We start from the raw sequence: 24651 nt of genomic DNA on the forward strand, positions 1-24651 counted from the left end.
GGCTATTGCTGCAGCAGGCGGCCGATATCAACGATCTGCATCTTCTTGAAGAGGGCGATCGCCTGGGCGCCCTCTTCCGCATCCAGCGACACCGCATAACGCACGGCGGCGGCAAGCAGCTGCATCGTCAGCCGGGCGATCGCGAGCAGTTCCCTGCGGTCGCGATCCGGCCACAGGCGGACCAGCACGGCGAGAAATGCCTGGGCATGGAATTCCATGTCCTCGGCATCGACCTGCTGCAGCAGCTTGTCGGTATGGGTCGCATGCCAGATGTCGCGCATGACAGGCTCGCGGCGGAAGAAGGCGTAGTATTCGTCGACGATATTGGCGAGTGCGCCCTGCAGGGCCGCAGCGTCGGTCACCTTCGCCAGTTCCTCTTCGACGCAGCGCCTGCCCTCTTCGTTGAAGCGCTCGGCCAATGTGCGGATGATCGAGGTCTTGTCGGGAAAATACTGGTAGAGGGCGCCAAAGGAGAGACCGGCCTTTTCGACGATCTCGCTCATCTTCAACCCGTCGCTGCCGTGGCTTTCGATCAGCTCGGCGGCCACGGTGAGGATCTTTTCGAAGCGCTCGCGGCCGCGCTGCTGGCTGGGGATGCGGCGCAACTGGCCGGTAGACTCCTGCTGGCGCCCGCGCGCTGCGACCGGCTGTTCCGACATGCTCTCTCCTTTTCCAAGTTGACAAACAAAATAAGAGAGATTATCTCATTTTGCAAATGAGAGAGTTTCTCTTGTTTTCAAAATTTGGGAGGAATTTTGACATGCAGACTTCCGAAATCGTCCTCGTCGGTGGGTCGGGAAAGACCGGCGGCCGCATCATCAAACGTCTGGAAGAGCGCGGCCTCACCGTTCGCGCGGCATCGCGCTCCAGCGCACGGCCCTTCGACTGGGAGGACAGGTCAACCTGGCGCGGCGCGCTTGACGGCGCATCGAGCGCTTATGTCGCCTTCCAGCCGGATCTTGCCGTCGCCTGGGCGGCGGAGGCGATCGAAGCGCTCGCCAAGGTCGCCGTGGAATGCGGGCTTGAGCATATCGTGCTGCTCTCCGGCCGCGGCGAAGAGGGCGCACAGCGAAGCGAAACGGCGCTGAAAGCGTCCGGCATGAACACCACCATCCTGCGCGCCTCCTGGTTCTGCCAGAATTTCAGCGAGGGCGCCTTCCTGGAGCAGATCCTGAGCGGCCGCCTGCAATTGTCGGCGGGCGAGATCAGCGAACCTTTCATCGATGCCGACGACATCGCCGATGCCGCCGTCGCCGCCTTGACCGATCCCGGCCATCGCAACAAGACTTACGAACTGACCGGCCCGCGGGCGCTGACATTCCGTCAGGCGGTCGCCGAGATCGCCAAGGCCGCCGGGCGGCCGATCGAATATGAGCAGGTGTCGATGGCGGATTTCACCGGCGGGCTTGCGGATGCCGGCCTGCCGCAGGGCCTGATCGATCTTCTGGAGGAGCTTTTCGGCCAGGTGCTCGATGGGCGCAATTCCGGCACCATGGGCGGTGTCGCCGAAATTCTCGGCCGTCCCGCCACCGATTTCAGCGAATATGCCCGCCGGACCGCGGCAACCGGACTATGGAGCGCCTGACCATGCAGATCTTTCTCACCCTCTTCCTCGTGGCCGCGGCGATCGGCAGCGGCCTCGTCGCCGGCATCTTCGTCGCCTTCTCGACCTTCATCATGAGCGCCTTCTCGCGGATTCCGGCGGAGCAAGGCATTGCGGCGATGAACTCGATCAACGTGACGATCGTCCGCTCGCCCTTCATGGGCCTCTTCGTGCCGACGGCGATCCTCTGCCTCGTCATCGCCGTGCTCGCCCTGATCGACTGGCGCGGCGGGGCATCCTTTCTGATGCTGGCGGGTGCAGCCCTCTACATTTTCGCCTCCTTCCTCTCGACCATCATCTTCAACGTGCCGATGAACGATGCGCTGGCAAAGGTCGGCGGCAACGGCCCGGAAGCGGTTCAGCTCTGGACCACCTATGTCAGGGACTGGACGTGGTGGAACCATGTGCGAACCATCGCCTCGCTGCTTGCCTCGGTCGCCTTCGTGCGGGCGTTGATGATCATCTGAGAAGTGGCGGAAGAGCTGGCCGCTCCAGCTTATTTGCCAGCATCCCGGCTTCGGAAAGAGCGCCAGGCTGAGATCACAGCGATCAACAAGAACAGCCCTGCCAAACCAGCCCACAGAGAGCCGCCTTGCGTTAGATTGTCACCGTCGGGAGTGAGGCAACTGGATCGGGCCTGCGATATGCAATCTCGGAACTTCCAGTACCTTTCATAGAATAACCATCCGAAAAAAATCGACAGAAGCGTTAGGACGAAGACTGGAAGATATTTCATTTCGTTCCTCTCGGCAGGCATGTCCACGCGACCTCATGGCGCCGTCCCACGCCAACCGCCCCGGGGCGCCGGCATTCAAGAGAGCCTCATCCTGAGGTGCCCCGCAAGGGGCCTCGAAGGACGAGGCGGGGGTTCCCGCGTTGGATGCATGTAAGGAGCAGTGCTGCGGCGTGTCCTTCGAGGCTTCGCCCTGCGGGCTGCGCACCTCAGGATGAGGTACGTTGGAGGGTGCCGCGGTTTCCCTCTTCTCCCCAGCGGGGAGAAGAGACATGTGGCAGCGCCTTGCGTCTCTCCTTAGCCGACGCGTGGCGAAAGAGGAGTTGACCGACTACGTCTGCTCGCAAAAGGCGATGCGGTTGCTGAAGGGGTCGGTGACGGTCATCTCCAGCCCCCACGGTGCTTCCTCGACGCCCGGCTTCATGTAGCGATAGTCCTTGCCTGAGAGTTCGGCGTGATAGGCCCTGATATTGGCGACGCGGACGAAGGCCTTGGCGCCGGGGCTCGCGTCGCCGGAATGTTCGCTGAGGTGCAGCGCCATACCGTCGCGCGAGACCTGGCAATAGAGCGGGAAGTTTTCGCCGAAGCGGTGCTCCCAATCGAGATGGAAGCCGAGAAAGCCGCAATAGAACTCCATGGCCTTTTCGACCGAGAAGATGCGGAAGATCGGCATCGGCGGCTCGATGCCGATGGCAGAGGGGTTCGCCCCCGCCGCATCGATCTTTGCCGAGAGGATATTCCACTGATCGAGCCCGAACTGCCGGGCGACGATTTCGAGTGTCTCGCTGTGGGTGAGCGAGATATCGCGGTCGGCAAGGGCCTGCCGCAATGTCTTTGCCATGAGCTTGGCATCGCGAAAATCGCGCATGATGTCATCCTTCCGTTGGCGGCAAACAGGAAGATCAGTGCCCGCGTCTGCTGACCCGTTCGCCATCGATCGCCAAACGGCAAGGGATGTGAAGGATGTTGTCTGGATGCATTCACCATAACGCAGAAGCGTCGCGGGGCGGCTGGCCGCATCCGGCCGAAGGCGATAATATGAGAGGGTCGGTCAGGAATCAAGACGCGGTGCGCGTTGCCTCGACGGGAACCGCCTTGAGGTAGCTGGCAAGCTCGACCCGGTTGCGGCCGGCGCGCTTGGCGACGTAGAGCGCCTTGTCGGCGGCACTCAGCATGGTGTCGAAATCCAAGCTCTTCGAACGGCCGGGGGCGACGCCGACGCTGACCGTGCATGTCAGCACCTCGTCGTCGATATGGATCTCGCGCGCCTCGAATGCCCGGCGGATGCGTTCAGCCGTGAGTTCGGCCCGGCCGGGCATGATCTCCTTCAGCACCAGTACGAATTCCTCGCCGCCGAGCCGGGCAGCGGTGTCGCCGGTGCGGCAATGGGCCGAAAGTTCGCCGGCGAAGACATTGAGCACGCGGTCGCCGGCGGCATGGCCGAAGCGATCGTTGACGGATTTGAAATGGTCGATATCGAAGACGATGACGGCGGTGGTCGTTCCCATCGGGCGTGTGCCGTATTGATCGAAAAGGGCGCGGCGGTTGAGCAGGCCGGTCAGCGGATCGGTGATTGCATCGAGACGATGGCGGGCAGCGAGCCGCCATTGATGCAGCGCCAGCGACAGCGCACCGATCCCGGTCATGCCGGCGATGCAGACGGCAAGGCTCAGATCTTCGGCCCAGTTGCTGGGGGCGTGGCCCAGCACCAGCTTGCCGTCGGATATCAGCACCGCGGCGCAGAGAAAGAAGGAGATCGCCGTCAGCGTATAGAGCACGGTAATGCCGAGCAGCGGCGCCGGCGCCTCGGCACGGGCGAGCCAATATTGCCGGGCGGTGGCAAAGAGCAAAAGAGCGATGGCAAGATTGTCGGCGATGAAGGCCAGGCCGTCATAACCCGACAGCATCGGCACGACGGAGAAGACCATCGCCGCAAGCGCGCGGATCGCGATGGCGAGCAGAGATAGCCGGCCGGTGAGGAATTGTTTGCCGGCTCCCCAGATGGTGGCAAAACCGGCATGGAACAGCACGAAATTGGCGACGCCCAGCCATTTCTCCGGCGTATTGACATAGGCGCTATAGACGAAAATGCCGCTGACGACGAGGACAAGGCCGACGGTGGCGGTCAACAGCACGGTTTCCGAGCGACGGACAAGCCAGCTGCCCATCAGCGTCACGGCAAGGCAGGCCGCGGAGACGCCGAGCGCCAACAAGAGGGAGTTATAGTCAAGCATCATGCTTTTCAGTCTCCGCAGCTAGTGTCGCTTCGAATGGCGGCTTATCGGTCCGCGAGGAGAAATGTCTTATGCATCCGTTAACAAATGATGCACCGCACAATGCAAATGTTACGCGTTTAACGTCGCGCTGAAGTTTAAAATGAATATTCTATTTAAAATTGAAATCCGAAAGCTTACGCCTGCTGCACCACCTGCCAATGCAGGGGAAACATCGGATCGAACACCGTCACCGGACCGGCGCCGGTTTCAATCCTCGCGGGAAAGACGACCGGCTCGGCCTGCCTCGACAGGGTGATGCGCTCCTCGTTCGGCAGAAGCCCGTACCAGGCCGGCCCGTTCAGCGACACGAAGGCCTCGAGCCGCTCCAGCGCGCCCTCCTGTTCGAAGACATGGGCGAGGCAGCTCATCGTATTGACCGAGGTGTAGATGCCGGCGCAGCCGCAGGCGCATTCCTTCAGCGGATCGACATGCGGGGCAGAATCCGTGCCGAGGAAGAAGCGCGGGTCGCCGCTGACGGCCGCCGCACGCAAGGCCAGCCGGTGGTTTTCGCGCTTGGCGACCGGCAGGCAGTAATAATGCGGGCGGATGCCGCCGACGAGGATGGCGTTGCGGTTGATGATCAGATGGTGGGTGGTGATCGAGCCGGCGAGATTGCCCCTGGCCGCCTTGATGTAATCGACGCCATCGGATGTCGTCACATGCTCCATCGTCACCTTCAGCTCCGGCAGGCGCTGCCGCAGCGGATCGAGCACGGTCTCGATGAAGACGGCCTCGCGATCGAAGATATCGACCTCCGGCGTCGTCACCTCGCCATGGACGCAGAGCGGCAGGCCGATCTTTGCCATGCGCTCCAGCACCGGCATCGCCTTTTCCATGTCGCGGACGCCGCCATGCGAATTGGTCGTGGCGCCGGCGGGATAAAGCTTGACGGCGGTGATGAGGCCGCTGTTCTTCCCCTCCTCGACGTCATCGGGGCTGGTATGTTCGGTCAGGTAAAGCGTCATCAGCGGCTGGAAGCGATGACCCTCCGGCAAGGCCTTGAGGATGCGCTCAAGATAGGCCTTGGCATCGGTGGTGGTGACGACCGGCGGCACGAGATTGGGCATGATGATGGCGCGGGCGAAGGTGCGGCTCGTATCGGCGATCACGCCCTCCAGCATGGCGCCATCGCGCAGATGCAGGTGCCAGTCATCAGGACGGCGGATGGTGATCGATTGCATGGCAGGCCTCCGAAGCGATGCGTCTGCCGTCTCGATAGCACTATCTTTTACATGAAAACAATCGCCGCGGCATCACGCCAGCGCGATCTCCAGCGTCACATCGGCTGGGCGGCGGTTTTCGAGGATCAGCCGGCCGTTCGGCAGATCGTTGCCGTAGACCTTGGCGTTGGCGGCCTCTTCGGTCAGGTTGTAACCGCGCCAGCGATCCCAAAGGCGCTCTTCCAGCACCTCGATTGGTGGGGCGAGCATGATCGTATAGTCGAAGATGCCGTCGAGTTCGGCCCATTTGCCCTGCGTGAAGAGCAGATAGTTGCCTTCGATGATGATGAAACGATCCCCGGGAGCGATCGGGCGGGCAGAGGCAATCGCAAGCTCGCGCGAGCGGTCGAAGACGGGGACGAGAACTTCCTGATCTGCGGGGCGAACCGCGCGGACGATATCCAGGAAGCCACGCACATCGAAGGTTTCCGGAATGCCCTTGCGGGCAAGCAGGCCGCGTTCAATGAGAATGGCATTGTCCATGTGGAAACCATCCATGGGCAGCACCGCGACACTCTCGCCTTTCGCCTTCAGCGCTTCCGCCAGATTGTCGGCCATGGTCGATTTGCCGGCACCCGGCGGTCCGGCAATGGCGACCAGGAAACGCTTGGAATGACCGGCGCGGTCAAGAACTGCGCCGGCGATTTCATCGATGCGTGCATTCATGCGGCGACGGGCTCCGTCGGCACCGCCTTGGCGCCGGTCATGAAGGCGACGGCGTCGGACATGGTGTATTCCTTCGGATCGATCACCGTCAGCCGCCGGCCGAGGCGATGGATATGGATCCGGTCGGCCACTTCGAAGACATGCGGCATGTTGTGGGAGATCAGCACGATCGGCAGGCCGCGGGCGCGCACGTCGAGGATCAGCTCCAGCACGCGGCGGCTTTCCTTGACGCCAAGGGCGGCCGTCGGTTCGTCCATGATGATGACCTTCGAGCCGAAGGCTGCGGCACGGGCGACCGCGACACCCTGGCGCTGACCGCCGGAGAGCGTTTCCACTGCCTGGTTGATGTTCTGGATGGTCATCAGGCCGAGTTCGGTGAGCTTGTTGCGCGCCAGCTTTTCCATCGCCGGCCGGTCGAGCATGCGGAACATCGAGCCGAGCACGCCCGGTTTGCGAATCTCGCGGCCGAGGAACATGTTGTCGGCGATCGACAGCGCCGGCGACAAAGCGAGATTCTGATAGACGGTCTCGATACCGGCGTCGCGCGCCTCCATCGGCGAGCGGAACTGCACCTGCCGGCCTTCGAGCGTGATCACCCCCTCGTCCGGGGTGACGGCGCCCGATATCGCCTTGATGAGCGAGGATTTGCCGGCGCCGTTATCGCCGATGACGGCGAGGATTTCACCCGGATAGAGGTCGAAATCGGCATTGTCGAGCGCGGTCACGCGGCCATAACGCTTGACGAGGCCCCGGGCAGTGAGAAGAGGTTCGCGAGCCATGATTACACCGAAACCTTTCTGATCCATTGATCGATGGCGACGGCGGCGATGATCAGCACGCCTGTCAAAAGGACTTTCCATTGCGGGTCGGCGCCGAGCATGTTGAGGCCCATCGAGACGACGCCGACGATCATGGCACCGAAGAGTGTGCCGAGAATGGAGCCGCGGCCGCCGAACAGCGAGATGCCGCCGATCACCGTCGCGGTGATCGCCTGTAGGTTAAAATCCGTCACCGCGGAGGATGGCGAGATCGAGCCGTTGCGGCCGATCGAGACCCAGGCGGCCAAGCCGGCAATGACGCCCGATATCGCGTAAACGGTCAGCAGCACCTTCTTGGTCTGAATGCCCGAGAGCTTGGCTGCCTCCGGATCGTCGCCGACGGCATAGACATGCCGGCCCCAGGCGGTGTGATTGAGGACATACCAGAGCACCAGGACGAGCAGCACCATGGCGATGACGCCGAGGGTCAGCACGGCGCTGCCGAGCTTGAAGCTCACGGCGAAAAGATGAAGCAGCGGCGCCTTTTCGTCGACGTCGGTGTCGCGGATCGTCTCATTGGCGGAATAGATGAAATTCGTCGCCATGACGATATTCCAGGTGCCGAGCGTGACGATGAAGGGCGGCAGCTTCATGTAGGCGACGAGGAAGCCGTTCAGCAATCCGCAAAGGCCGCCGACGACAAGCCCGGCGACCACTGCAATCGGCGTCGGTATGCCGTAAGTGATGGCGACATTGCCCATGATGACCGCCGAGATCACCATGATGACGCCGATCGAAAGATCGATGCCGGCTGTCAGGATGACCAGCGTCTGGGCGGCGCCAAGAATACCGACGATGGCGATCTGCTGCAGGATCAGCGTCAGCGTATAGGACGAGAAGAACCGTCCGCCGATGGTGAGCCCGAAGATGATAATCGCCAGCACCAGCACGATCAGCGGCACGGCGGCCGGCGTCGAGTGGAGAAAATGCTGCGCGCGCTTGATCAGCGAGACATTCTCGTGCTCGAAGGAGGCAACGCTCTTGTCGCTGCCGTCGAGGACACGTTCGAATTCCTGTGTTCCGGTCATGGTTCCTCCTCCGCATCCGCGCGCCGAACTCGCGCGGGGGCCGTCACCGATATCCATCCGGTCTTTGATTAGCCGGTTCGTGAGGCGACGGAACATCGTCCGTCGAAAACGGCCGGGGATCAAGCCCCGGCCGGTCTGCTTTCAACAATCAGGGCTCAGCCCCAGCACTTGTCCGTGCCTTCCTTGGTGTCGATCGACTTGACGCCGGAAACCGGCTTGTCGGTGACGAGTGAGACGCCGGTGTCGTAGAAGGACTTGCCTTCGGTCGGCTTCGGCTTTTCACCATTGTCGGCGAACTTCTTGATCGCTTCGACGCCAAGGGCTGCCATCATCAGCGGATATTGCTGCGAGGTGGCGCCGATGACGCCTTCCTTGACCGACTTCACGCCCGGGCAACCGCCGTCGACCGAGACGATCAGCACGTTCTTTTCCATGCCGACGGCCTTCAGCGCCTGATAGGCGCCGACCGCGGCCGGCTCGTTGATCGTGTGGATGACGTTGATGCTCGGATCTTTCTGCAGAAGGTTTTCCATGGCCTTGCGGCCGCCTTCTTCATTGCCGTTGGTCACGTCATGACCGACGATACGAGCATCGTCCTCGTCGCCGATCTTGTTCGGGTCCTTCGGATCGATGCCGAAGCCCATCATGAAGCCCTGGTCGCGCAGAACGTCGACCGTCGGCTGCGACGGGGTCAGGTCGAGGAAGCCGACCTTGGCATCCTTGGCCTTGTCGCCCATCGTTTCCTTGGCCCACTGGCCGATCAGCTTGCCGGCGAGCAGGTTGTCGGTGGCGAAGGTGGCGTCGGCGGCATCGGCCGGCTCGAGCGGTGTGTCGAGAGCGATGACCAGCAGGCCGGCTTCACGGGCCTTCTTGACCGAAGAGACGATGCCCTTGGTGTCGGAAGCAGCAATCAGGATGCCCTTTGCGCCGTCGGCAATGCAGCTTTCGATCGCGGCCACCTGGCTTTCGCTGTCACCGTCGACCTTGCCGGCATAGGACTTCAGCGAAACGCCGAGTTCCTTGGCCTTGGCCGTCGCACCTTCCTTCATCTTGACGAAGAAGGGGTTGGTGTCGGTCTTGGTGATGAGGCAGGCAGCAACGTCAGCCGCCATGACAGGAGCGGAAAAGGTGACACCAAGCGCGAGCGCGCCGAAAGCGAGAACAGATTTCTTCATGGAACTCCTCCCAGAGTTTACCGGCGCCGCCCCTGCGGGGCCGGAAGCTTAAGATATGACACTTCGCCGTGGATCGCTAATGCCTCCCAGCGGTCCCGTGCCCTTGACGACGGCAATTAAGAGCGAAAAGAAATTGGCTTGTCAATAAATAAATCCAATTGAATTATTAATTCGATGTGGCATGCTCGATCGAATTCGGGCATAGGCCAACAATCGGGAGGAGCGGCCATGTCGTCCTTGGATGGACCGGAACACACGCCGGTCCCGCCACCAATTCTGAATCCGGCCGGAGGTGCGAACCAGGTCAGGGTGCGAGCCTATAACGAACGGCTCGTGCTGTCGCTGGTGCGTCTCTACGGCGCACTGTCGAAGGCCGATATCGCACGCCGCAGCGGGCTGTCGGCGCAGACCGTCTCCGTCATCATGCGGGTGCTGGAAAAGGAAGGGCTGCTGTCGCGCGGGGAACCGGTGCGCGGCCGTGTCGGCCAGCCATCGATCCCGATGCATATCAATCCCGATGCCGTCTATTCCTTCGGCTTGAAGATGGGCCGGCGCAGCGCCGATCTGGTGCTGATGGATTTCGTCGGCCGCATCCGCATGCAGCTGCACCGGACCTATGCCTATCCGCTGCCGGATGAAATCCTCGCCTTCGTCACCTCGGGCATCCGGGAACTCGAAGAGCGGCTCGACGACAAGCAGCGCGGCCGTATTGCCGGCCTCGGCATCGCCGCGCCTTTCGAGCTCTGGAATTGGGCCGAAGAAGTGGGGGCGCCGGCCGGCGCTATGGAGGTCTGGCGGGAGATCGACCTGCAGACCGACATCGCCTCCCGCGTCTCCCATCCGGTCTTCATGCAGAACGATGCGACCAGCGCCTGCGGCGCCGAGCTGGTCTTCGGCGTCGGGCCGTCCTATCCGGATTTCGTCTATTTCTTCATCGGCTCCTTCATCGGCGGCGGCATCGTCTTGAATTCGGCGATCTTTTCCGGCCGCACCGGCACGGCAGGCGCGATCGGGCCGCTGCCTGTGCGGGGCAAGAACGGCGAGACGAAGCAGCTGCTCGAAATCGCCTCGATCTTCGTGCTCGAAAACATGCTGCGCGAGCGTGGCATCGATCCCGAGCCGCTCTGGTATTCGGCCGACGACTGGGTGGATTTCGGCGAGCCGATGGAAGCCTGGATCCAGGACAGCGCCAAGGCGCTGGCGCAGGCGATCGTCGCCGCCGCCTCGATCGTCGATTTCAGCGCGGCTGTGATCGACGGCGGCTTTCCCAGCTGGGTGCGCAGCCGCGTGGTGCAGGCCACCATCGACGAAGCGGCCAAGCTCGACCTGCAGGGCGTCGTCATGCCTGAAATCATCGAGGGCGCGGTCGGCGCGCAGGCGCGCGCCATCGGCGGCGCTAGCTTGCCGATCTTCGCGCGTTACCTCACCGACCAGAACGTACTCTTCAAGGAGGTAGACCATGCTGAAAGGACTTGATCCGCTGTTGAGCCCGGAGCTGCTTTTGACGCTTCGCGCCATGGGCCACGGCGACGAGATCGCCATCGTCGACGGCAATTATCCGGGCGTCGAACATGCCCGCCGGCTGATTCGGCTCGACGGCCACCACCTCATCCCGGTCCTCAACGCCGTGCTTAGCGTTCTGCCGATCGACGATTTCGTGGCGGAGGCGATCTTCCGCTCGACCGTCAAGGCCGAACGCGACAAGCTCGATCCCGTGCATGAGGAGATGATCGACTGCTGCGCCCGCCACGAACCGCACCGGCAGGTGGTGCCGCTGATCGGCCAGGATTTCTACGGAAGGGTGAAGGCTGCCCATGCGCTGATCCAGACCGGCGAGCCCAGGCTCTATGCCAACATCATCCTGCGCAAGGGCGTGATCTATCCGAAAGAGCCGGGCACCCATGGAACCGCCGGGGTCGATCCGTTCGTCTATTAGAACAATTCCGGCAAAAGTGCGCAGCGGTCTGGTCGTCGGTAAGCTTTGGCTTTCGGTCCAGCCGAAGGTCAGTCTTTCGCCATTGGTTGGTTAGATGTTATTGTGCGGCCGGTGGTTTGGTCCACCGCGCCGGCAAACCGCTCGGTAAGCCAAGTGCTGCCAACGGCGCCTCAGCACCAGGAGCCGACGTCGCGCGGCTGCATGGACACGTGCGGGATCAGGCCGATGAAGCGATGAGGACACGGGATCTCACATGGCACCTGACATGAGCGCGGTTCCTCGTCGCAGCATCACGGGTCTACGCAAGTTTCTGGATCCTGAGCAGCAGCGCGATTGGATAGAAGGCGAGGCGGAGTTGATCGACGCCGAAGAGCGCCTGGAGTCCCTGGAACAGCGGTTCAAGTATGTCGTCCGGTACGAGAAGCTGCTTCGTCGCCCGCAGGCGCAAGACATTCTGGAAATTCTCAGGCTATACGGGCAAAGCTGCATCCCCATCCCGCGCAAGACCGAGCGTCACTACTGGTCGGTTTCATGTCTGCCCTCGACCTCAGACAAGCCGCTCATCCGCGTTAATGCGAGCTGGATGGAGCTTTTCACGCTCTACGCCGACGGCGAGGGCCTGCGTGCACGATTCCTGGTGCATCTTTCGCATTTCACCACGGACCATTCACCCGCGCAGGGCGATGTGGATGAGCCTTTTCTTGAGGACTGCGTCACGACGCCCGAAGACGTCGGTTATTTTTTTCCGCGCGGCGAGGACATTTTCGGCATCACTGTGCAGGGCTCGGCCTCGATCCGCAAATTCGTCGCGGAGCACCGCATCCTGCGCGCCATTCGGACTTTCAATGTGACGCACATGAACCGAGGTCGGAACGCCTATCAGGCGAGCCACTGCTACAGCCTGGCGGACACCATGCTGGCAGGTTGATCGGCCCTGCCCTACCCTGGCGAGATTGCCGAGCCGATCCGCGGTCGCCGGCGACGCGCAGATGCTGAAAAGACGCGGGGGCGCTGTAAACCCGTCACGCCCATTCCTTTTCAAGGACTACTGATCCTCCGGCGGGTTCTTCAGCCGTTCGAAGAATCGCAAATAGCGGCGACCGGCAGACACCATGGAATCGAGGTCTCATCCGATTTACGGGAAAGATATCCAATTCACGCAGCGAAACGCCCGCACCTTCGTCAATGCAACCCGCCATTAACCTTCGAAGGTCAGACAATCTTACGGACTTGTCGGTGCTGCGCAGCTTGATCAACGACTGCAATGCCCAACCCGGCATTCGGTGATGCGAGCATCAGCCATGTCGGCTGTTGATTGAAAACATGTCGGGGACGATGCGGTTCTCCAAACTGGCCATGACGGCTCGTCACACAACAGGAGTCTGTTCGTATGCCTCGCATCCAACCAACCAGACCTCAGGTAGAGATCGTTGCCTGGCTTGCGGTCTTCCTGCTTCTCTTCTGCCTATCGTGGTTCTTCGACTGGCATGAGGGGCTGGATGGGTTCATCGAGAGGCATCATGACTATCCGCTCGACCACGCGCTCCTTGCCCTTAATATCTCCGGGTTTCTCGGGCTGATTTATTCCGCGCTGAGGATCCGCGATCTTTCGAGGGAGGTTCATCGCAGGCTGCAGGCCGAAAAGAACGTGGACTGGATTGCCTGTCACGACACGCTGACCGAACTGCCGAACCGCAGGTTTCTGGATTCCATCTGCGCGCAGGCGATGAGCGATCAAAGGGAAGAAACCTACGCCGTGTTCAGCATCGATCTCGACGGCTTCAAGAAGGTCAATGACCTCCTGGGGCACGATCACGGTGATGCGGTGCTGAAGACTGTTGCTCAGCGGCTCTCTTCCCTCTTTCCCCGTGAACACGTTTTCCGCCTTGGTGGAGACGAGTTCGTTGTTCTGGCGCGGCGCACCGGAAATCCCGATCTTGTCGCGTTGGGGAACCGCATAGTGACCGTCATCGGCAAACCGTTCACATTCAATGGTGTCGCCGTCGACCTCGGCGCCAGTGTCGGCTTCGCGCTTTATCCGGGGAACGGCGATGACCTAAGCCAGGTCATCCGACATTCGGACTGCGCGATGTATGTCGCCAAAAAGCAGGGGCGCAATCTGGTGAAGCCCTTCGTGCCTTCGATGCAGGACGAGTTGGCAAAGCGGGTCCGGGTGGAAGCTGATCTGAGAGCAGCCATCAGGAAGGCCGAGATCGTCCCCTATTATCAACCGCTCGTGGACCTGAAGACGAATAGGATTATCGGCTTCGAGGCGCTGGCACGCTGGAAGACCGCCTCCGGCGAATTCATCCCGCCGAACGAATTCATTCCTGTGGCAGAGGAAGCCGGGCTGATCGTCGAATTGACGGACCAACTGCTTCGCCACGCCTGCACCGATGCGCTTTCCTGGCCAAGTGAGCTCGTCCTGTCATTCAACCTTTCTCCGATCCAGCTGAGCGATCGGTTGCTGGGGCTCAGTGATGTCGGTCTGCCGGCGCACAGGGTCGAGCTTGAGGTGACGGAGAGCGCCATCATCCAAGACGCTGTTACGGCACGAATCGTCCTCGATGATCTGGTGAATGCCGGCGTCGGGATTGCCCTCGACGACTTTGGAACAGGTTATTCCAGCCTCTCACAACTATCCAACTACCGGTTCGACAAGATCAAGATCGACAGGAGTTTCGTCTCGTCATTCGAAACCGACGATAAGCAAGACAAGGTGATCAGGGCGATCATCGCTCTCGGTGTGGGACTTGGCGTGACGATAACGGCCGAGGGTATCGAAGAGGAGAGCCAGCTTCAGCGGCTTCAGGACCTGGGTTGCGACATCGGCCAAGGATATCTGCTTGGTAGGCCAGCGCCGGTCGCGGAGCTTGCCACAGATCACATCAGCGCCAGAATTTTGCAGTGCCGTTGATGGGTCGGCTCTGATTCAGAGCCGACACCAGCTTACCGACTTCAAATGGCGGCTGTGTTTGCGCCTATCAATTCCTCACTTTTCGCCCAAAGCCGCTTGGCTTTGTCGGCGTCGAGCGCATAGGACCTGACGCCGTCGGCAAACGGGTTGGGCGTGTCATTGATCGGCGCGACGGCGCAATCTTCGAGATAATGTCCGCCGATCTCGTCCTTGTCGGCCACGACTGCGGCCCAGACCGAGGTTGCGGCCACCTGCGGGATGTCTTTCAGCTCCGCCGGCGGCAGACCGGCTTCGGCGCGGGCCTTGCCAACGGTCTCGAACAGGCTCTGCAAGTCTTCCTGCCGGAGATGGCGGGGGAGATCGGTGAGGCTATTGCCGGGCATCACCGAGGCGGCTCGGATGCCGCGATCGCGATGCCGCTTATCGAATTCTGCGGCGAAGAGAGAGGTCGCCGTCTTCGATCGGCCATAGGCGACCCATGGGTCATAGGCCTGTCGCTCAAAATTCGGATCGTCCAGATCGACATCGGCGACGCGATGCGCCTGCGACGACAGCACCACCAGGCGGCCGATATCGGCAAGCAGCGGCGCGATCCGATTGACCAAAGCGAAATGACTGAGATGGTTGGTCCCGAACTGGAGTTCGAAGCCGTCGGCGGTCCGAGCGAACGGCGTGGCCATGACGCCGGCGTTGGCAATGATGGAATCGAACCGCCGGCCGTCAGCCAACAGCCTGTCCGCACAGGCGCGAACGCTTTGCAGGGATGCCAGATCGAGCTCGATCATCTCCAGGCTGCCAGACGCGGCGTCACGCACCGATGCAGTGGCCCGCTCGGCTTTGGCGAGATCCCTGACTGCGCCGACAACGCTTGCGCCGTGAGCCACCAGTGCGCGGGCGGTTTCGAGCCCAATGCCCGACGATACGCCCGTAATGAGAAACCGCTTTCCCTTGAGGTCAACGCCATCAAGCACCTCGTCGGCGGTCGACTTTGCACCAAATTTCTCGGTCATCTTCTTTCCTTCAATTGCGTGAGTAAGAGTCTTGGTCTTCGACCTTCAGATTGCCAGGCCACCCGCCACGTCGATCACGCCGCCGGTGATGTAGCCGCCGTTCGGCCCGGCCAGATGACAGATGAGGGCAGAGACTTCCTCAAGCGTTGCGATCCGGCGGATGGCGTGCAGGTTCATGAGCGCCTCGGGGACACCATCACCCAGCACCTCTGCCGCCATGTCGGTCGGCATCACACCCGGCTGGATGACATTGACGGTGATATTGCGTCCGCCAAGATCGCGGGCGACGCCCTTGGCATATCCGACGATCGCCGCCTTGGTTCCCGCGTAGTCGGCAGCGCCGGTGAACGGGACGTGGGTGCCGAGAGCCGAGCCGATGAAGATGATCCGGCCGCCATCCGACAGCACCGACGCCGCCGCGCGCGTGGTCGCCACGGCGCCCATGACATTGATCTGCCATTGGCGATCGAGATTGACCGTATCGAGATCGGGATCGTCGACCGTCTTGCCCTGCACGGCGATCGCCGCATTGTTGACGAGGATGTCGAGCTTGCCGAAATAGGCCACCACCTTGTCGACCAGGGGCTTGGCCGCCGCCATGTCGGCCTGGTCGCTTTGGATCGCCAGAGCCCGCACACCCCTCGCCCTCAGCGTCTCGACCACGGCTTCGGCCTTTTCGGCAGAGGCGACGTAGCTGATCGCAACATCCGCCCCCTGGTCGGCCAGCGCCTCGGCCGTGGCGGCGCCGAGCCCGCGCGAGCCGCCGGTCACCAGGGCGACTTTGCCCTTCAATATGTTCGACATGAGAATCCTTCCGGGTACTTGATCCTGTCGCCGTCTGTCTTGACGAACGATGGCGAGCTATTTCATAACGGTTATTACTATAACGATCGGTATGAAATTTGACATGCGCTGTCAACCGGTTTAGTAATGATCATTACGAAAAAGCTGGATTGACCTGATGGGACGCCATCGCGAATTCGATGTGGAGAAAGCGCTCGACGCCGCTTTATGCGTCTTCTGGCGCAAGGGCTACGAGGGTTCCTCCTATACCGACCTGACCGAGGCTGCCGGCGTCGAGAGACCCGCCCTCTATTCTGCATTCGGCAACAAGGAAGCCCTCTTCCGCCTGGCGCTCGATCGCTATTCCGAGCGATTCCTGCACTACATTCCGGAGGCGCTTCAGCTGCCCACAGCGCGCCAGGTTGCGGCCCACATCCTCTTCAACGCGGTCGATCTCAATACGCGTTATCCCGACCATACGGGATGTCTCGGCATCAATGGCGCCGTAGCGGGATCGGATGACGCGGAACCTGTGCGGCAGGCATTGATCGATTTCCGTGCGGCCGGCCAGGCGCAGCTTCGTGAACGCTTCGAACGGGCAAAGGCCGAGGGCGACTTGCCGGAGACGGCCAAAGCCGATGCCCTTGCAGCCTTCGTGATGGCTCTCACGCATGGCATGGCGGTGCAGGCCAAAGCCGGATTCAGCCGCGAGATGCTGGAGGCTGTCGTCGATCAAGCGCTGTCCACCTGGCCGACCGGCCGTTCCACCGGAGCGTGATATCGCAGGCGCTCGGAGAGCTGCTCGAGGCAGCAGTCCAAAGTTTCACAGCGTGACGGCGTGCCGGTGCAATCGTCCGGGCTTTACTCCGACACAGGGGTAAAGGGATGACGCCCCAGAAACGCGGCCACTTGTTCTGTAACCTCGACCGGCGCGGTGTCTGGGAAAAAATGTCCGCCTGGTAGAGCGCGAGCGTCCATGGTCGTGCAGCGATCCGCCCAGGTGGCCGGGAGATCATAGAGTTTGGCCATCGCGCCTGTGGCGCCGTACAGGATCAGCGCAGGCGCCGATATACGTCTGCCTTGCTCCGCCAGATCGTGGGCGAGATCGACGGCCAGCGCCGCACGGTAATCGTTGCAGCCGCCGGCAATCGCCTTGGCATCATGCCAGGAAGCCCGGTAGGCAGCGAGCTGTTCGGCGTCGAAATCCCGCAGGACAGCCGTGCCCCAGCCAAACAGGCAGGTTTCGCAAAAGAGATCGGGATTGGCTTCGATCATCCGCTCCGGGAAGGGCGCGGGTTGAGCGAGGAAGAACCAGTGCCAGTAGCTTTGAGCGACCTCGCGGCGCAGGTCGCCCAGCATCACCGCCGTCGGCACGATGTCCATCAGAGTGACGCTGGCGACAGCCGCAGGATGGTCGAGAGCCAGCCTGTGCGCCACCCGGGCACCGCGGTCGTGACCCACGAGGTGAAACCGCCCGTGTCCAAGCGTTTTCATCAAACCGAGCTGATCGGCTGCCATGGCGCGGAAGCTGTAATTGGTCAGATCAGCGCGAGCCGGGGGTTTGTCGGAGGCGCCATAGCCGCGCAAATCTGCACAGATCACCCGATAGCGGAGCGCGACCAGCTCCGGTGCGATCCGTGCCCAAAGTGCCTTGGTCTGGGGAAAGCCGTGCAGCATCAGCAGCGGCTCTCCCGCACCCGCGGCGACATAAGCGATCTCCACGCCATCGACGGCAATTCGGCCGCTTTCAAAACCCTCAAACATACTTCCCTCTCCGTTTCGCGACGATTGTGACGCCTATACAGCGGGTTGGATGCCGTGAGTGCGTCTCTGCCTTGACGTCATCCTTATGTTGGTTGACATTATTAATGATATACGTCATCAATAAGTCAAGCTGTAATGACGCACGACATCATAGTTTGGGCATGGCCGTCGAAAGGGCTGCGAAGTGCGGATCACCAAGGAAAAAAAGCAGGAAAACTACGAGCGGATTATCACCATCGCTTCCGAACTGTTTCGCGAGCGCGGGTTCGATGGCGTGGCGGTGGCGGAACTGATGGAGCGTGCCGGGCTCACTCATGGCGGCTTCTACAACCACTTCCGATCCAAGGAGGAGCTGATCGCTGCGGCGACCGCCAGGGGTTTCGGCGAGACCGCAGAACGCTACGCAGGATATGATGCGCTTGCCGCCATCGAAGCCTATATCTCGCGGGAGCACCGGGATGCGCGCGGCCAGGGATGCTCCGCTGCGGCACTGAGTTGCGAAGCAGCACGGCAGCCGGATGAGACGAGATCGGCTTTTGCTGCAGGAATCGAGAACCTGCTCAGCACATTCGAGGGCGACATGGCGCGAGATCACGCCTCCGGCGCCGGATCGCGCGCCCTGACGATCAGCCTCCTTGCTCAGGCCGTGGGCGCCATCGTCCTTTCGAGAGCCTGCCCGGACAATTCTTCCCTAGCGGATGAAATCCTGGATGCCTGCCGGGCCGACTGCCGTGACGCCATCGGAAATCACGCGCGCAAGCAATAGGGCCGCGCATACGCGGCCCTATGCAGTCAGGCGTCGACCGGCGCGGCCATGGCGGGATAGTCGATGTAGCCCGCAGCACCTCCGCCATAGAGCGTCGCCATATCGAGATTGGCCAGCGGTGCACCGGCCTTCAGCCGTTCGACAAAATCCGGGTTGGCGATGAACGGCCTGCCGAAGGCGAACAAATCCGCCAGTCCCTGCTCCAGCCTGGTCGTTGCGAGTTCCAGATCGTAGCCGTTGTTGGCGATGTAAGTGTTCTTGAACCTGCGGCGAAGCGCCTCATAGTCGAAGGGTGCAACATCGCGCGGCCCGCCCGTCGCGCCTTCGACGACATGGAGGTAGGCAATGCCCATCTCGTCGAGCTGCTCGACGATGTAGTTGAACTGCGCCTGCGGATCGGTTGCGGAGATCCCATTGGCCGGCGACACCGGCGAAATCCGAACGCCGGTTCGTTCCGCGCCAACTTCCTCGATGACCGCAGCCGTCACCTCCAACGTCAGCCGGGCGCGGTTTTCGACCGACCCGCCATAAGCGTCGGTGCGGGTGTTCGATCCATCCCTGGCGAACTGGTCGAGCAGGTAGCCGTTGGCGCCGTGAACTTCGACACCGTCGAAACCGGCGGCAATCGCATTGGCGGCGGCGCGACGGAAATCCTCGATAATGCCGGGGATCTCGCCCGGTTCGAGCGCCCGAGGTGCCGATACATCCACGAAGGCGTTGTTCACAAACGTCTTGGTTTCGGCCCTGATGGCGGAAGGCGCCACCGGGGGCTGCCCATCCGGCTGCAGGTCGACATGCGATACCCGACCGACATGCCAGAGCTGCAGGATGATGCGGCTGCCCTTGGCATGCACCGCATCGGTCACCTTACGCCAGCCGTCGATCTGCGCCTCCGTGTAAATGCCGGGCGTGTCCTGGTAACCTTGACCCTGCTGCGAAATCTGGGTCGCCTCCGAGATGATCAGGCCTGCCGAGGCCCGTTGCGCATAATATTCGGCAATGAGATTGCCCGGCACAAACCCGGCGCCGGCTCTGTTGCGCGTCAATGGCGCCATGACGATCCGGTTGGAGAGTGTGAGAGAGCCGAGGACTGAAGGCTCAAAGAGTGTGTTGCTGGTCATGTGTTACTTTCACCAAAGGGTTGGAAAATTATTCCTGACGTTCCCAGACCTGTGAGCGCCCGAGCAACGACACGCCGACAAAGCCGCGCACATTGAGCTTCTTGCCTCCATTAGCCAGGTAAATCTTGCTGCTGTAGACCTTGCCATTGTCCGGATCGAGAATCTGGCCACCGGTGTATTCGTCGCCGTCCTTCTTCAGGCCGCTCAGGATGACCAAGCCCACGACCGGCGCGTTCTTGAGCGCGCCTTCGCATTTCGCGCAGGTCGGGCTTTCGTTCGCGGCGAGAAAGACTTTTTCGATCCTGCCCTACAGGGCACCATTCGATTCCGTAATCCGGATCAGGGCCCTCGGCTTGCCGCTGACGTCATCGACATTCCGCCACAAGCCAACGGGCGAGGTATTGTCAGCCCATGCCGCCGATGACATGAGTGCCGCAACGGCGGCGAGTGCGAAAACGGTGGATCGTCTCAATATATGCAATGCTGTCAGCTCCTTGAATCGCGTTGAACGCGTGTGTCGGTGGATAGGCGTAAAGTCGGCTGCGGGTTAGTCGGCGACCGTGATGACCACCTTGCCCTTCGCACGCCCAGTCTCGACATAGGCCAGCGCATCCCCGGTCTTCTCAAACGGGAACACCTTGTCGACGACCGGGCGGATCGCGCCCGATTCGATCAGCGAGGTGATTTGACCCAATTGCTGCCCCTCGGCGCGCATGAACAGGAACGAGTAGCGAATGCCAAGGCGCTTGGCCTTTTTCCGAACCCCTCGGCTCAGCAGGCGCAGCACCAGTTTCAGAAACAGGTTCAGGCCGAGTTCCCCGGCGAATGCGGGATCGGGCGGACCGGAAATGGAAATGAGCTGGCCGCCCGGCTTCAGCACGCTCAAAGATTTTTCGAGCGTCTTTGGATCCTGACTGTTCAGCACGAGATCGTAACCCGACAAGACCTTCTCGAAATCCTGCGTCTTGTAGTCGATCACCACATCCGCCCCGAGACTTCTGGCCAGCTCGGCATTGCCAGCACTCGTCGTCGTCGCAACGGTCGCGCCAAGATGCTTGGCGAGCTGAATGGCGAAAGTCCCGACACCGCCGGAACCGGCCTGAATGAAGACCTTCTGGCCGGGTTTCACCTTGCCCACCTCGACCAGCGCCTGCCACGCGGTCAGCCCCACCAGCGGGATGGACGCCGCTTCCGTCATGCTGAGGTTGTTCGGCTTCAGCGCTACATCGGATTGATCAATGGCAATGAATTCTGCGAATGCGCCAATCCGATGGTCGCGCGGCCGAGCGTAGACCTCGTCGCCCACCTTGAGGCGCCGGACGCCTGGTCCAATTTTCACAACCGTTCCGGCAACGTCGTGCCCCAGGATAAAGGGTGGGCGATAGGGAAGAATAAGCTTGAACTCTCCATCCCGGACCTTGGAGTCCAGGAGGTTTACGGCCGTGGCCTGGATCCGGACCAGGAGATCATTGTCCTGCAATTCCGGTTCGGGCAGGTTGGCCAGACGCAGAGCGCCCTTCTTCTTGTACTTATCAACGACGAATGCCTTCACGGGGCCTCTCCAATTCGAATTTTATTGCGGCGTCAGGCGCCGAGGAAGGACAAAGCCTTCGGCACGAAATCGGCGTAGTTCTGGGAAATTCCGCCATGCCCGGCGTCTTTGTAGATAACCAGCTCTGCCCCGGGGATGCGGCGGGCCATATCGGTGCTGTTGACGGTCGGGACCATAATATCATTGTCGCCATTGGCGATCAGGACCGGGATATTGATCCGACCGAGATCCTGAGGCGCCTGCCGCCCCCAGGCTTTGATCGCCTTGAGTTGCCGCAGGAAGGCCCTTGGAGCAGGCGCCTTGTCCCTCCCCGCCTTCCGTTCTTTCAGCCGATCCAGAAAGGCTTTCGCGGCCCGGCGACCATTGGCAGTGGACGTGAAGAACAGATAGGTTTTTGGGTCGCGCAACGTCAGCAGACCTTTGATGATCAGCGGCCAGGACGCTGCTCCGACCTTGTCGATGCCTTTGCCGCCGGCAGGACCCGTACCGGCTAAAATAAGTTTGCGCACGAGATCGGGGGCCTTCAGCGTGATGTCCTGCGCGACAAATCCCCCGAGAGAAAACCCGAGCAGATCGACTTTTTTGAACCCAAGCGCCCGGATCAACGCGATCGTGTCGCGCGCCATCTCGTCGATGGTCAGAGGGGCCGTACCGCCTGAGGCACCGATACCCCTGTAATTGGTGGCGATTACGTGATGCCTGGTGGCGAGACCATCGACAATGCGGGGATCGAAATTGTCCAGCACCGCGCCCCAATGGTTGAGAAGAATGACCGGCACGCCACCCTGGAGGCCGAGGTCGCGATAGGCAAAAGGTGTTTCCCCAACATTGATCCAGAGATTGGGCGCCTCGGCATAACACGTCGCAGACCGAAGATATCTCGCAGAAGTGTTCATCGTTTACTCCATCCCGCCCGAACCGGCAGGCTTGGGTCGGAGGGAAAGCAGCCAGCTTCGGTCGTTCAACTTTTTAATGACAACTATCATCATAGCTGATTAATGATATTCGTCATCAAAGTTGTCAAGCGGAATTTTTTTAGCGAAATCAAAGGTCATCTCCCTCAGGCTGGAACCCGGATCATTCCTGCCAGGAAGGGTTGCAAACATCAGAGTGTGCGAGAGAAAGCGCTGTCCACCTGTCCGACCGGCCGTTCCACGCTCTCCGAACGTCATCCTAAACCCAAGCAACGAGTGCTGGCTGTCGTCATCTCTGTGACCTCGGGTCAAGTCCGAAGACAGAAATGACGAAGGAGAGGTTGTCGTCTCCAACGAAGCACCGTGCAGACGCCGACACCTCGCGCCAGAACTCCGGAGCGCCGGCATTCAAGAGAGCCTCATCGTGAGGTGCCCCGCAGGGGCCTCGAAGGACGAGGCGGGTATTCCGGCGCCGGATCATACAAGGAGCGGCGTTGCGGCGTGTCCTTCGAGGCTCCGGCCTTTGGCCTGCGCACCTCAGGATGAGGTATGTTGGAGGGTGCCGCGGCCTGGCTCCCCTTTCTCCTCAACGGGTCCGGGATGGAGTGAGGGGGTCATCGGGACGAAAGAAGGGACCGACCTCCGTCGATCCCCCGTGTCTTTTTCAGGTATTCAAGCCGCCATCCACTGTGAGGATAGTTCCCGTGATGTGCCTTGCGGCAGGGCTTGCGAGGAAAGCCACAGCTGCCGCCACATCTTCCGGCGTACCGTAACGGCCAAGTGGGATCAGGGCACGCTGGAAGTCGGCGAAGTCGCCATTGGCGGGATTCATATCGGTGTCGGTCGAACCCGGCTGGACCAGGTTTACGGTGATATCGCCAGATCCGAGTTCCCGCGCGAGGCCGCGGGTAAACGAGTGGAGCGCGGATTTTGTCATGAAATAGACCGTGCCGGTGTCGCCGACGATACGTTCGGCACCGACCGAACCGATCGTGATGACGCGGCCTCCCGCCTGCAGATAGGGAATGGCGGCCTGCGAAGCGAGCAAGGGCGACCGCACATTGACATCAAGCAGCGCATCGATCTGCTCGACGCTGACATCGGCGATCGCGCCGTAAAGCGCGATTGCGGCATTGTTGACGAGAATGTCGAGACCGCCAAGTGCCTGGGCGGCCTCGTCGACCGAGCGCTTCACCGCCGCCGGATCGGCGCTGTCGGCTTGGATGGCAAGCGCTTTGCGGCCCTTGCCCTCGATCGCCCGGACGACTTCGGCGGCGCGATCGGCCGAACGCTCATAGGTGATGGCGACATCAGCGCCCTTGTCGGCAAGCGCCAATGCGATGGCGGCGCCAATGCCACGCGAGCCGCCTGTGACGAGGGCACGCTTTCCAGCCAGTTCTGTCATGATCTTCTCTTTCTGTAGTAATCGACACATAAATAGCTAGGCACGTTGCGATGGGGTGTCAATGGGTTTATATAATGATCGATGCAAAAATCGGATGAGATGTCGAATGTCAATGAAACCCCGGCCCGCAGCCGCGGGCGGCCGCGGGCGTTCGATCGGGAAGCAGCCTTGGCGCAGGCGACCCGGCTGTTCTGGATCAAGGGCTTCGAGGCGACCTCGATCGCCGACCTCACCGAGGCGATGGGGATCGGATCGCCGAGTCTTTACGCGGCATTCGGCTCGAAGGAGGCGCTCTATGCCGAGGCGCTGCGCCACTATCGCGACAACAACGAGGCGCTCGTCTGGGCAGGCTTCTTTTCCGCGGGCACGGCCCGTGAGGCGGTGAGGTCGTTTCTGATGGATTCGGCCGCTGCCCTGACCGGCTGTGTCGTGGATATTCCCCGCGGCTGCATGGTGGCGCTCTCTTCGGTCGGCAGCGAGGGCCACGCGGAACTCGGCGAACTCGTACGAGCCGCCCGCGCCGTCACGCTCGACCGCCTGAAGGCGCGCCTGAACCAGGCGATATCAGAGGGCGAAATTCCGGCCTCGACCGACGTCCACGCCCTCGCCCGCTTCGTCCAGACCGTTCAGAACGGCATGTCGATCCTGGCCCGCGACGGAGCGACGCGCAGCGAACTGGAGGCAGTGGCCGAGCTCGCGATGCTGGGTTGGGACACTCGAACCGGGGATGCTGAGCGCAGGCAGGGCTGATCGCGTTTCGAATATCGTTACGCGGATGCTCATGTGCTTTGGTCAGTCGGTCGCGGAAGCTTGGCAATATCGTCGGCGCGTGCCGCTGCCCCTTGCATGTTCAATTAGCGCTGATTGTTGGATGATCGGTGCGCACTCCGGCGGATGGCCATCCGCCGGAGTGCGGACGGCCGGGACCGCAGGCCCCTTGGCTTGAACCGGGGATGAGATTGGT

General features: G+C 61.5%; 25 protein-coding genes. 9 read left to right on the forward strand and 16 right to left on the reverse strand.

Annotated elements, in window-relative coordinates; all coding sequences use genetic code 11:
• Positions 1–2 precede the first annotated feature (2 nt).
• Positions 3–659, reverse strand: coding sequence for a TetR/AcrR family transcriptional regulator (locus GR198_RS28690; protein WP_164069899.1), 657 nt, complete (start codon positions 657–659; stop codon positions 3–5).
• 101 nt (positions 660–760) lie between these two features.
• On the opposite strand from GR198_RS28690, the gene GR198_RS28695 reads away from it, so the two are divergent.
• On the forward strand, positions 761–1585 hold the full coding sequence (locus GR198_RS28695) for an NmrA family NAD(P)-binding protein (RefSeq protein ID WP_164069900.1): 825 nt from the start codon (positions 761–763) through the stop codon (positions 1583–1585).
• A complete protein-coding gene (locus GR198_RS28700) occupies positions 1573–2070 on the forward strand; it encodes an anthrone oxygenase family protein (protein ID WP_204337252.1) in 498 nt (165 codons plus the stop codon). The genes GR198_RS28695 and GR198_RS28700 overlap by 13 nt, the downstream gene beginning before the upstream one ends.
• A 597-nt stretch (positions 2071–2667) precedes the next feature.
• Here GR198_RS28700 and GR198_RS28705 read toward each other — a convergent pair.
• From GR198_RS28705 to GR198_RS28735, 7 genes are all read right to left on the reverse strand, one after another.
• On the reverse strand, positions 2668–3204 hold the full coding sequence (locus tag GR198_RS28705) for a glyoxalase superfamily protein (protein ID WP_130761620.1): 537 nt from the start codon (positions 3202–3204) through the stop codon (positions 2668–2670).
• Between the two features lie 190 nt (positions 3205–3394).
• Positions 3395–4573, reverse strand: a complete 1179-nt coding sequence (locus GR198_RS28710; RefSeq protein ID WP_164069902.1) for a GGDEF domain-containing protein — start codon at positions 4571–4573, stop codon at positions 3395–3397.
• Between the two features lie 173 nt (positions 4574–4746).
• A complete protein-coding gene (gene pyrC, locus GR198_RS28715; RefSeq protein ID WP_164069903.1) occupies positions 4747–5793 on the reverse strand; it encodes a dihydroorotase in 1047 nt (348 codons plus the stop codon).
• A 72-nt stretch (positions 5794–5865) separates the two neighbouring features.
• A complete protein-coding gene (locus GR198_RS28720) occupies positions 5866–6498 on the reverse strand; it encodes a nucleoside triphosphate hydrolase (protein WP_029873825.1) in 633 nt (210 codons plus the stop codon).
• Positions 6495–7277 carry an ATP-binding cassette domain-containing protein gene (locus tag GR198_RS28725; protein WP_029873826.1) on the reverse strand — a complete coding sequence of 261 codons (783 nt, stop codon included), beginning with the start codon at positions 7275–7277 and terminating at the stop codon, positions 6495–6497. The genes GR198_RS28720 and GR198_RS28725 overlap by 4 nt, the downstream gene beginning before the upstream one ends.
• Positions 7278–7279: 2 nt before the next feature.
• Positions 7280–8344: an ABC transporter permease gene (locus GR198_RS28730; RefSeq protein WP_029873827.1), complete on the reverse strand. Its 1065-nt coding sequence runs from the start codon at positions 8342–8344 to the stop codon at positions 7280–7282.
• A gap of 155 nt (positions 8345–8499) precedes the next feature.
• Positions 8500–9519 carry a sugar ABC transporter substrate-binding protein gene (locus tag GR198_RS28735; RefSeq protein WP_017958798.1) on the reverse strand — a complete coding sequence of 340 codons (1020 nt, stop codon included), beginning with the start codon at positions 9517–9519 and terminating at the stop codon, positions 8500–8502.
• A gap of 228 nt (positions 9520–9747) precedes the next feature.
• On the opposite strand from GR198_RS28735, the gene GR198_RS28740 reads away from it, so the two are divergent.
• The 4 genes from GR198_RS28740 to GR198_RS28755 all read left to right on the forward strand — a co-directional run bounded on the left by GR198_RS28740 (position 9748) and on the right by GR198_RS28755 (position 14372).
• Positions 9748–10995 carry an ROK family transcriptional regulator gene (locus tag GR198_RS28740; RefSeq protein ID WP_164069904.1) on the forward strand — a complete coding sequence of 416 codons (1248 nt, stop codon included), beginning with the start codon at positions 9748–9750 and terminating at the stop codon, positions 10993–10995.
• The gene (locus GR198_RS28745) at positions 10979–11455 is read left to right on the forward strand and encodes an RbsD/FucU family protein (RefSeq protein WP_164069905.1); all 477 of its coding nucleotides are present in this window, start codon (positions 10979–10981) and stop codon (positions 11453–11455) included. Before GR198_RS28740 ends, GR198_RS28745 begins: the two co-directional genes overlap by 17 nt.
• Before the next feature lie 253 nt (positions 11456–11708).
• Complete coding sequence (locus GR198_RS28750; RefSeq protein ID WP_164069906.1) at positions 11709–12383, forward strand: hypothetical protein; 675 nt, start codon at positions 11709–11711, stop codon at positions 12381–12383.
• A gap of 462 nt (positions 12384–12845) precedes the next feature.
• Positions 12846–14372 (forward strand): putative bifunctional diguanylate cyclase/phosphodiesterase, encoded by a 1527-nt coding sequence (locus tag GR198_RS28755; protein WP_164069907.1) that lies wholly within the window; start codon positions 12846–12848, stop codon positions 14370–14372.
• Between the two features lie 41 nt (positions 14373–14413).
• Here the strand turns inward: GR198_RS28755 and GR198_RS28760 are convergent, their stop codons facing one another.
• Together GR198_RS28760 and GR198_RS28765 are read right to left on the reverse strand one after the other, a co-directional pair.
• On the reverse strand, positions 14414–15382 hold the full coding sequence (locus GR198_RS28760) for an SDR family NAD(P)-dependent oxidoreductase (protein WP_164069908.1): 969 nt from the start codon (positions 15380–15382) through the stop codon (positions 14414–14416).
• A 45-nt stretch (positions 15383–15427) separates the two neighbouring features.
• Positions 15428–16186 carry an SDR family NAD(P)-dependent oxidoreductase gene (locus GR198_RS28765; protein WP_164069909.1) on the reverse strand — a complete coding sequence of 253 codons (759 nt, stop codon included), beginning with the start codon at positions 16184–16186 and terminating at the stop codon, positions 15428–15430.
• 157 nt (positions 16187–16343) lie between these two features.
• Between GR198_RS28765 and GR198_RS28770 the strand changes: the two genes are divergently transcribed.
• Positions 16344–16943, forward strand: a complete 600-nt coding sequence (locus GR198_RS28770) for a TetR/AcrR family transcriptional regulator (protein ID WP_164069910.1) — start codon at positions 16344–16346, stop codon at positions 16941–16943.
• Between the two features lie 83 nt (positions 16944–17026).
• On the opposite strand, the gene GR198_RS28775 is transcribed toward GR198_RS28770, so the two are convergent.
• Positions 17027–17929 (reverse strand): alpha/beta fold hydrolase, encoded by a 903-nt coding sequence (locus tag GR198_RS28775; RefSeq protein ID WP_164069911.1) that lies wholly within the window; start codon positions 17927–17929, stop codon positions 17027–17029.
• A 184-nt stretch (positions 17930–18113) separates the two neighbouring features.
• On the opposite strand from GR198_RS28775, the gene GR198_RS28780 reads away from it, so the two are divergent.
• Positions 18114–18695: a TetR/AcrR family transcriptional regulator gene (locus GR198_RS28780; protein ID WP_164055411.1), complete on the forward strand. Its 582-nt coding sequence runs from the start codon at positions 18114–18116 to the stop codon at positions 18693–18695.
• Between the two features lie 26 nt (positions 18696–18721).
• On the opposite strand, the gene GR198_RS28785 is transcribed toward GR198_RS28780, so the two are convergent.
• The 5 genes from GR198_RS28785 to GR198_RS28805 all read right to left on the reverse strand — a co-directional run bounded on the left by GR198_RS28785 (position 18722) and on the right by GR198_RS28805 (position 23687).
• Positions 18722–19816 carry an alkene reductase gene (locus GR198_RS28785; protein WP_164069912.1) on the reverse strand — a complete coding sequence of 365 codons (1095 nt, stop codon included), beginning with the start codon at positions 19814–19816 and terminating at the stop codon, positions 18722–18724.
• Between the two features lie 28 nt (positions 19817–19844).
• Positions 19845–20117: a DUF2147 domain-containing protein gene (locus GR198_RS35985; protein ID WP_312876560.1), complete on the reverse strand. Its 273-nt coding sequence runs from the start codon at positions 20115–20117 to the stop codon at positions 19845–19847.
• A 246-nt stretch (positions 20118–20363) separates the two neighbouring features.
• Positions 20364–21368 carry an NADP-dependent oxidoreductase gene (locus GR198_RS28795; RefSeq protein WP_164069913.1) on the reverse strand — a complete coding sequence of 335 codons (1005 nt, stop codon included), beginning with the start codon at positions 21366–21368 and terminating at the stop codon, positions 20364–20366.
• 32 nt (positions 21369–21400) lie between these two features.
• Positions 21401–22264 carry an alpha/beta fold hydrolase gene (locus tag GR198_RS28800; protein ID WP_164069914.1) on the reverse strand — a complete coding sequence of 288 codons (864 nt, stop codon included), beginning with the start codon at positions 22262–22264 and terminating at the stop codon, positions 21401–21403.
• 682 nt (positions 22265–22946) lie between these two features.
• Positions 22947–23687, reverse strand: a complete 741-nt coding sequence (locus GR198_RS28805; protein WP_164069915.1) for an SDR family NAD(P)-dependent oxidoreductase — start codon at positions 23685–23687, stop codon at positions 22947–22949.
• 81 nt (positions 23688–23768) lie between these two features.
• Between GR198_RS28805 and GR198_RS28810 the strand changes: the two genes are divergently transcribed.
• The gene (locus GR198_RS28810) at positions 23769–24437 is read left to right on the forward strand and encodes a TetR/AcrR family transcriptional regulator (protein ID WP_204337253.1); all 669 of its coding nucleotides are present in this window, start codon (positions 23769–23771) and stop codon (positions 24435–24437) included.
• The last annotated feature ends 214 nt before the right edge of the window (positions 24438–24651 follow it).

It is taken from the genome of Rhizobium leguminosarum, from assembly GCF_010668065.1.
Lineage (GTDB): Bacteria > Pseudomonadota > Alphaproteobacteria > Rhizobiales > Rhizobiaceae > Rhizobium > Rhizobium leguminosarum_S.

What these genes read in the sequence shown, in the direction of transcription:
- GR198_RS28690 (WP_164069899.1), bottom strand. Translation starts at nt 659, where the DNA reads ATGTCGGAACAGCCGGTCGCAGCGCGCGGGCGCCAGCAGGAGTCTACC.
- GR198_RS28695 (WP_164069900.1), top strand. Translation starts at nt 761, where the DNA reads ATGCAGACTTCCGAAATCGTCCTCGTCGGTGGGTCGGGAAAGACCGGC.
- GR198_RS28700 (WP_204337252.1), top strand. Translation starts at nt 1,573, where the DNA reads ATGGAGCGCCTGACCATGCAGATCTTTCTCACCCTCTTCCTCGTGGCC.
- GR198_RS28705 (WP_130761620.1), bottom strand. Translation starts at nt 3,204, where the DNA reads ATGCGCGATTTTCGCGATGCCAAGCTCATGGCAAAGACATTGCGGCAG.
- GR198_RS28710 (WP_164069902.1), bottom strand. Translation starts at nt 4,573, where the DNA reads ATGATGCTTGACTATAACTCCCTCTTGTTGGCGCTCGGCGTCTCCGCG.
- pyrC (WP_164069903.1), bottom strand. Translation starts at nt 5,793, where the DNA reads ATGCAATCGATCACCATCCGCCGTCCTGATGACTGGCACCTGCATCTG.
- GR198_RS28720 (WP_029873825.1), bottom strand. Translation starts at nt 6,498, where the DNA reads ATGAATGCACGCATCGATGAAATCGCCGGCGCAGTTCTTGACCGCGCC.
- GR198_RS28725 (WP_029873826.1), bottom strand. Translation starts at nt 7,277, where the DNA reads ATGGCTCGCGAACCTCTTCTCACTGCCCGGGGCCTCGTCAAGCGTTAT.
- GR198_RS28730 (WP_029873827.1), bottom strand. Translation starts at nt 8,344, where the DNA reads ATGACCGGAACACAGGAATTCGAACGTGTCCTCGACGGCAGCGACAAG.
- GR198_RS28735 (WP_017958798.1), bottom strand. Translation starts at nt 9,519, where the DNA reads ATGAAGAAATCTGTTCTCGCTTTCGGCGCGCTCGCGCTTGGTGTCACC.
- GR198_RS28740 (WP_164069904.1), top strand. Translation starts at nt 9,748, where the DNA reads ATGTCGTCCTTGGATGGACCGGAACACACGCCGGTCCCGCCACCAATT.
- GR198_RS28745 (WP_164069905.1), top strand. Translation starts at nt 10,979, where the DNA reads ATGCTGAAAGGACTTGATCCGCTGTTGAGCCCGGAGCTGCTTTTGACG.
- GR198_RS28750 (WP_164069906.1), top strand. Translation starts at nt 11,709, where the DNA reads ATGGCACCTGACATGAGCGCGGTTCCTCGTCGCAGCATCACGGGTCTA.
- GR198_RS28755 (WP_164069907.1), top strand. Translation starts at nt 12,846, where the DNA reads ATGCCTCGCATCCAACCAACCAGACCTCAGGTAGAGATCGTTGCCTGG.
- GR198_RS28760 (WP_164069908.1), bottom strand. Translation starts at nt 15,382, where the DNA reads ATGACCGAGAAATTTGGTGCAAAGTCGACCGCCGACGAGGTGCTTGAT.
- GR198_RS28765 (WP_164069909.1), bottom strand. Translation starts at nt 16,186, where the DNA reads ATGTCGAACATATTGAAGGGCAAAGTCGCCCTGGTGACCGGCGGCTCG.
- GR198_RS28770 (WP_164069910.1), top strand. Translation starts at nt 16,344, where the DNA reads ATGGGACGCCATCGCGAATTCGATGTGGAGAAAGCGCTCGACGCCGCT.
- GR198_RS28775 (WP_164069911.1), bottom strand. Translation starts at nt 17,929, where the DNA reads ATGTTTGAGGGTTTTGAAAGCGGCCGAATTGCCGTCGATGGCGTGGAG.
- GR198_RS28785 (WP_164069912.1), bottom strand. Translation starts at nt 19,816, where the DNA reads ATGACCAGCAACACACTCTTTGAGCCTTCAGTCCTCGGCTCTCTCACA.
- GR198_RS28800 (WP_164069914.1), bottom strand. Translation starts at nt 22,264, where the DNA reads ATGAACACTTCTGCGAGATATCTTCGGTCTGCGACGTGTTATGCCGAG.
- GR198_RS28805 (WP_164069915.1), bottom strand. Translation starts at nt 23,687, where the DNA reads ATGACAGAACTGGCTGGAAAGCGTGCCCTCGTCACAGGCGGCTCGCGT.
- GR198_RS28810 (WP_204337253.1), top strand. Translation starts at nt 23,769, where the DNA reads ATGCAAAAATCGGATGAGATGTCGAATGTCAATGAAACCCCGGCCCGC.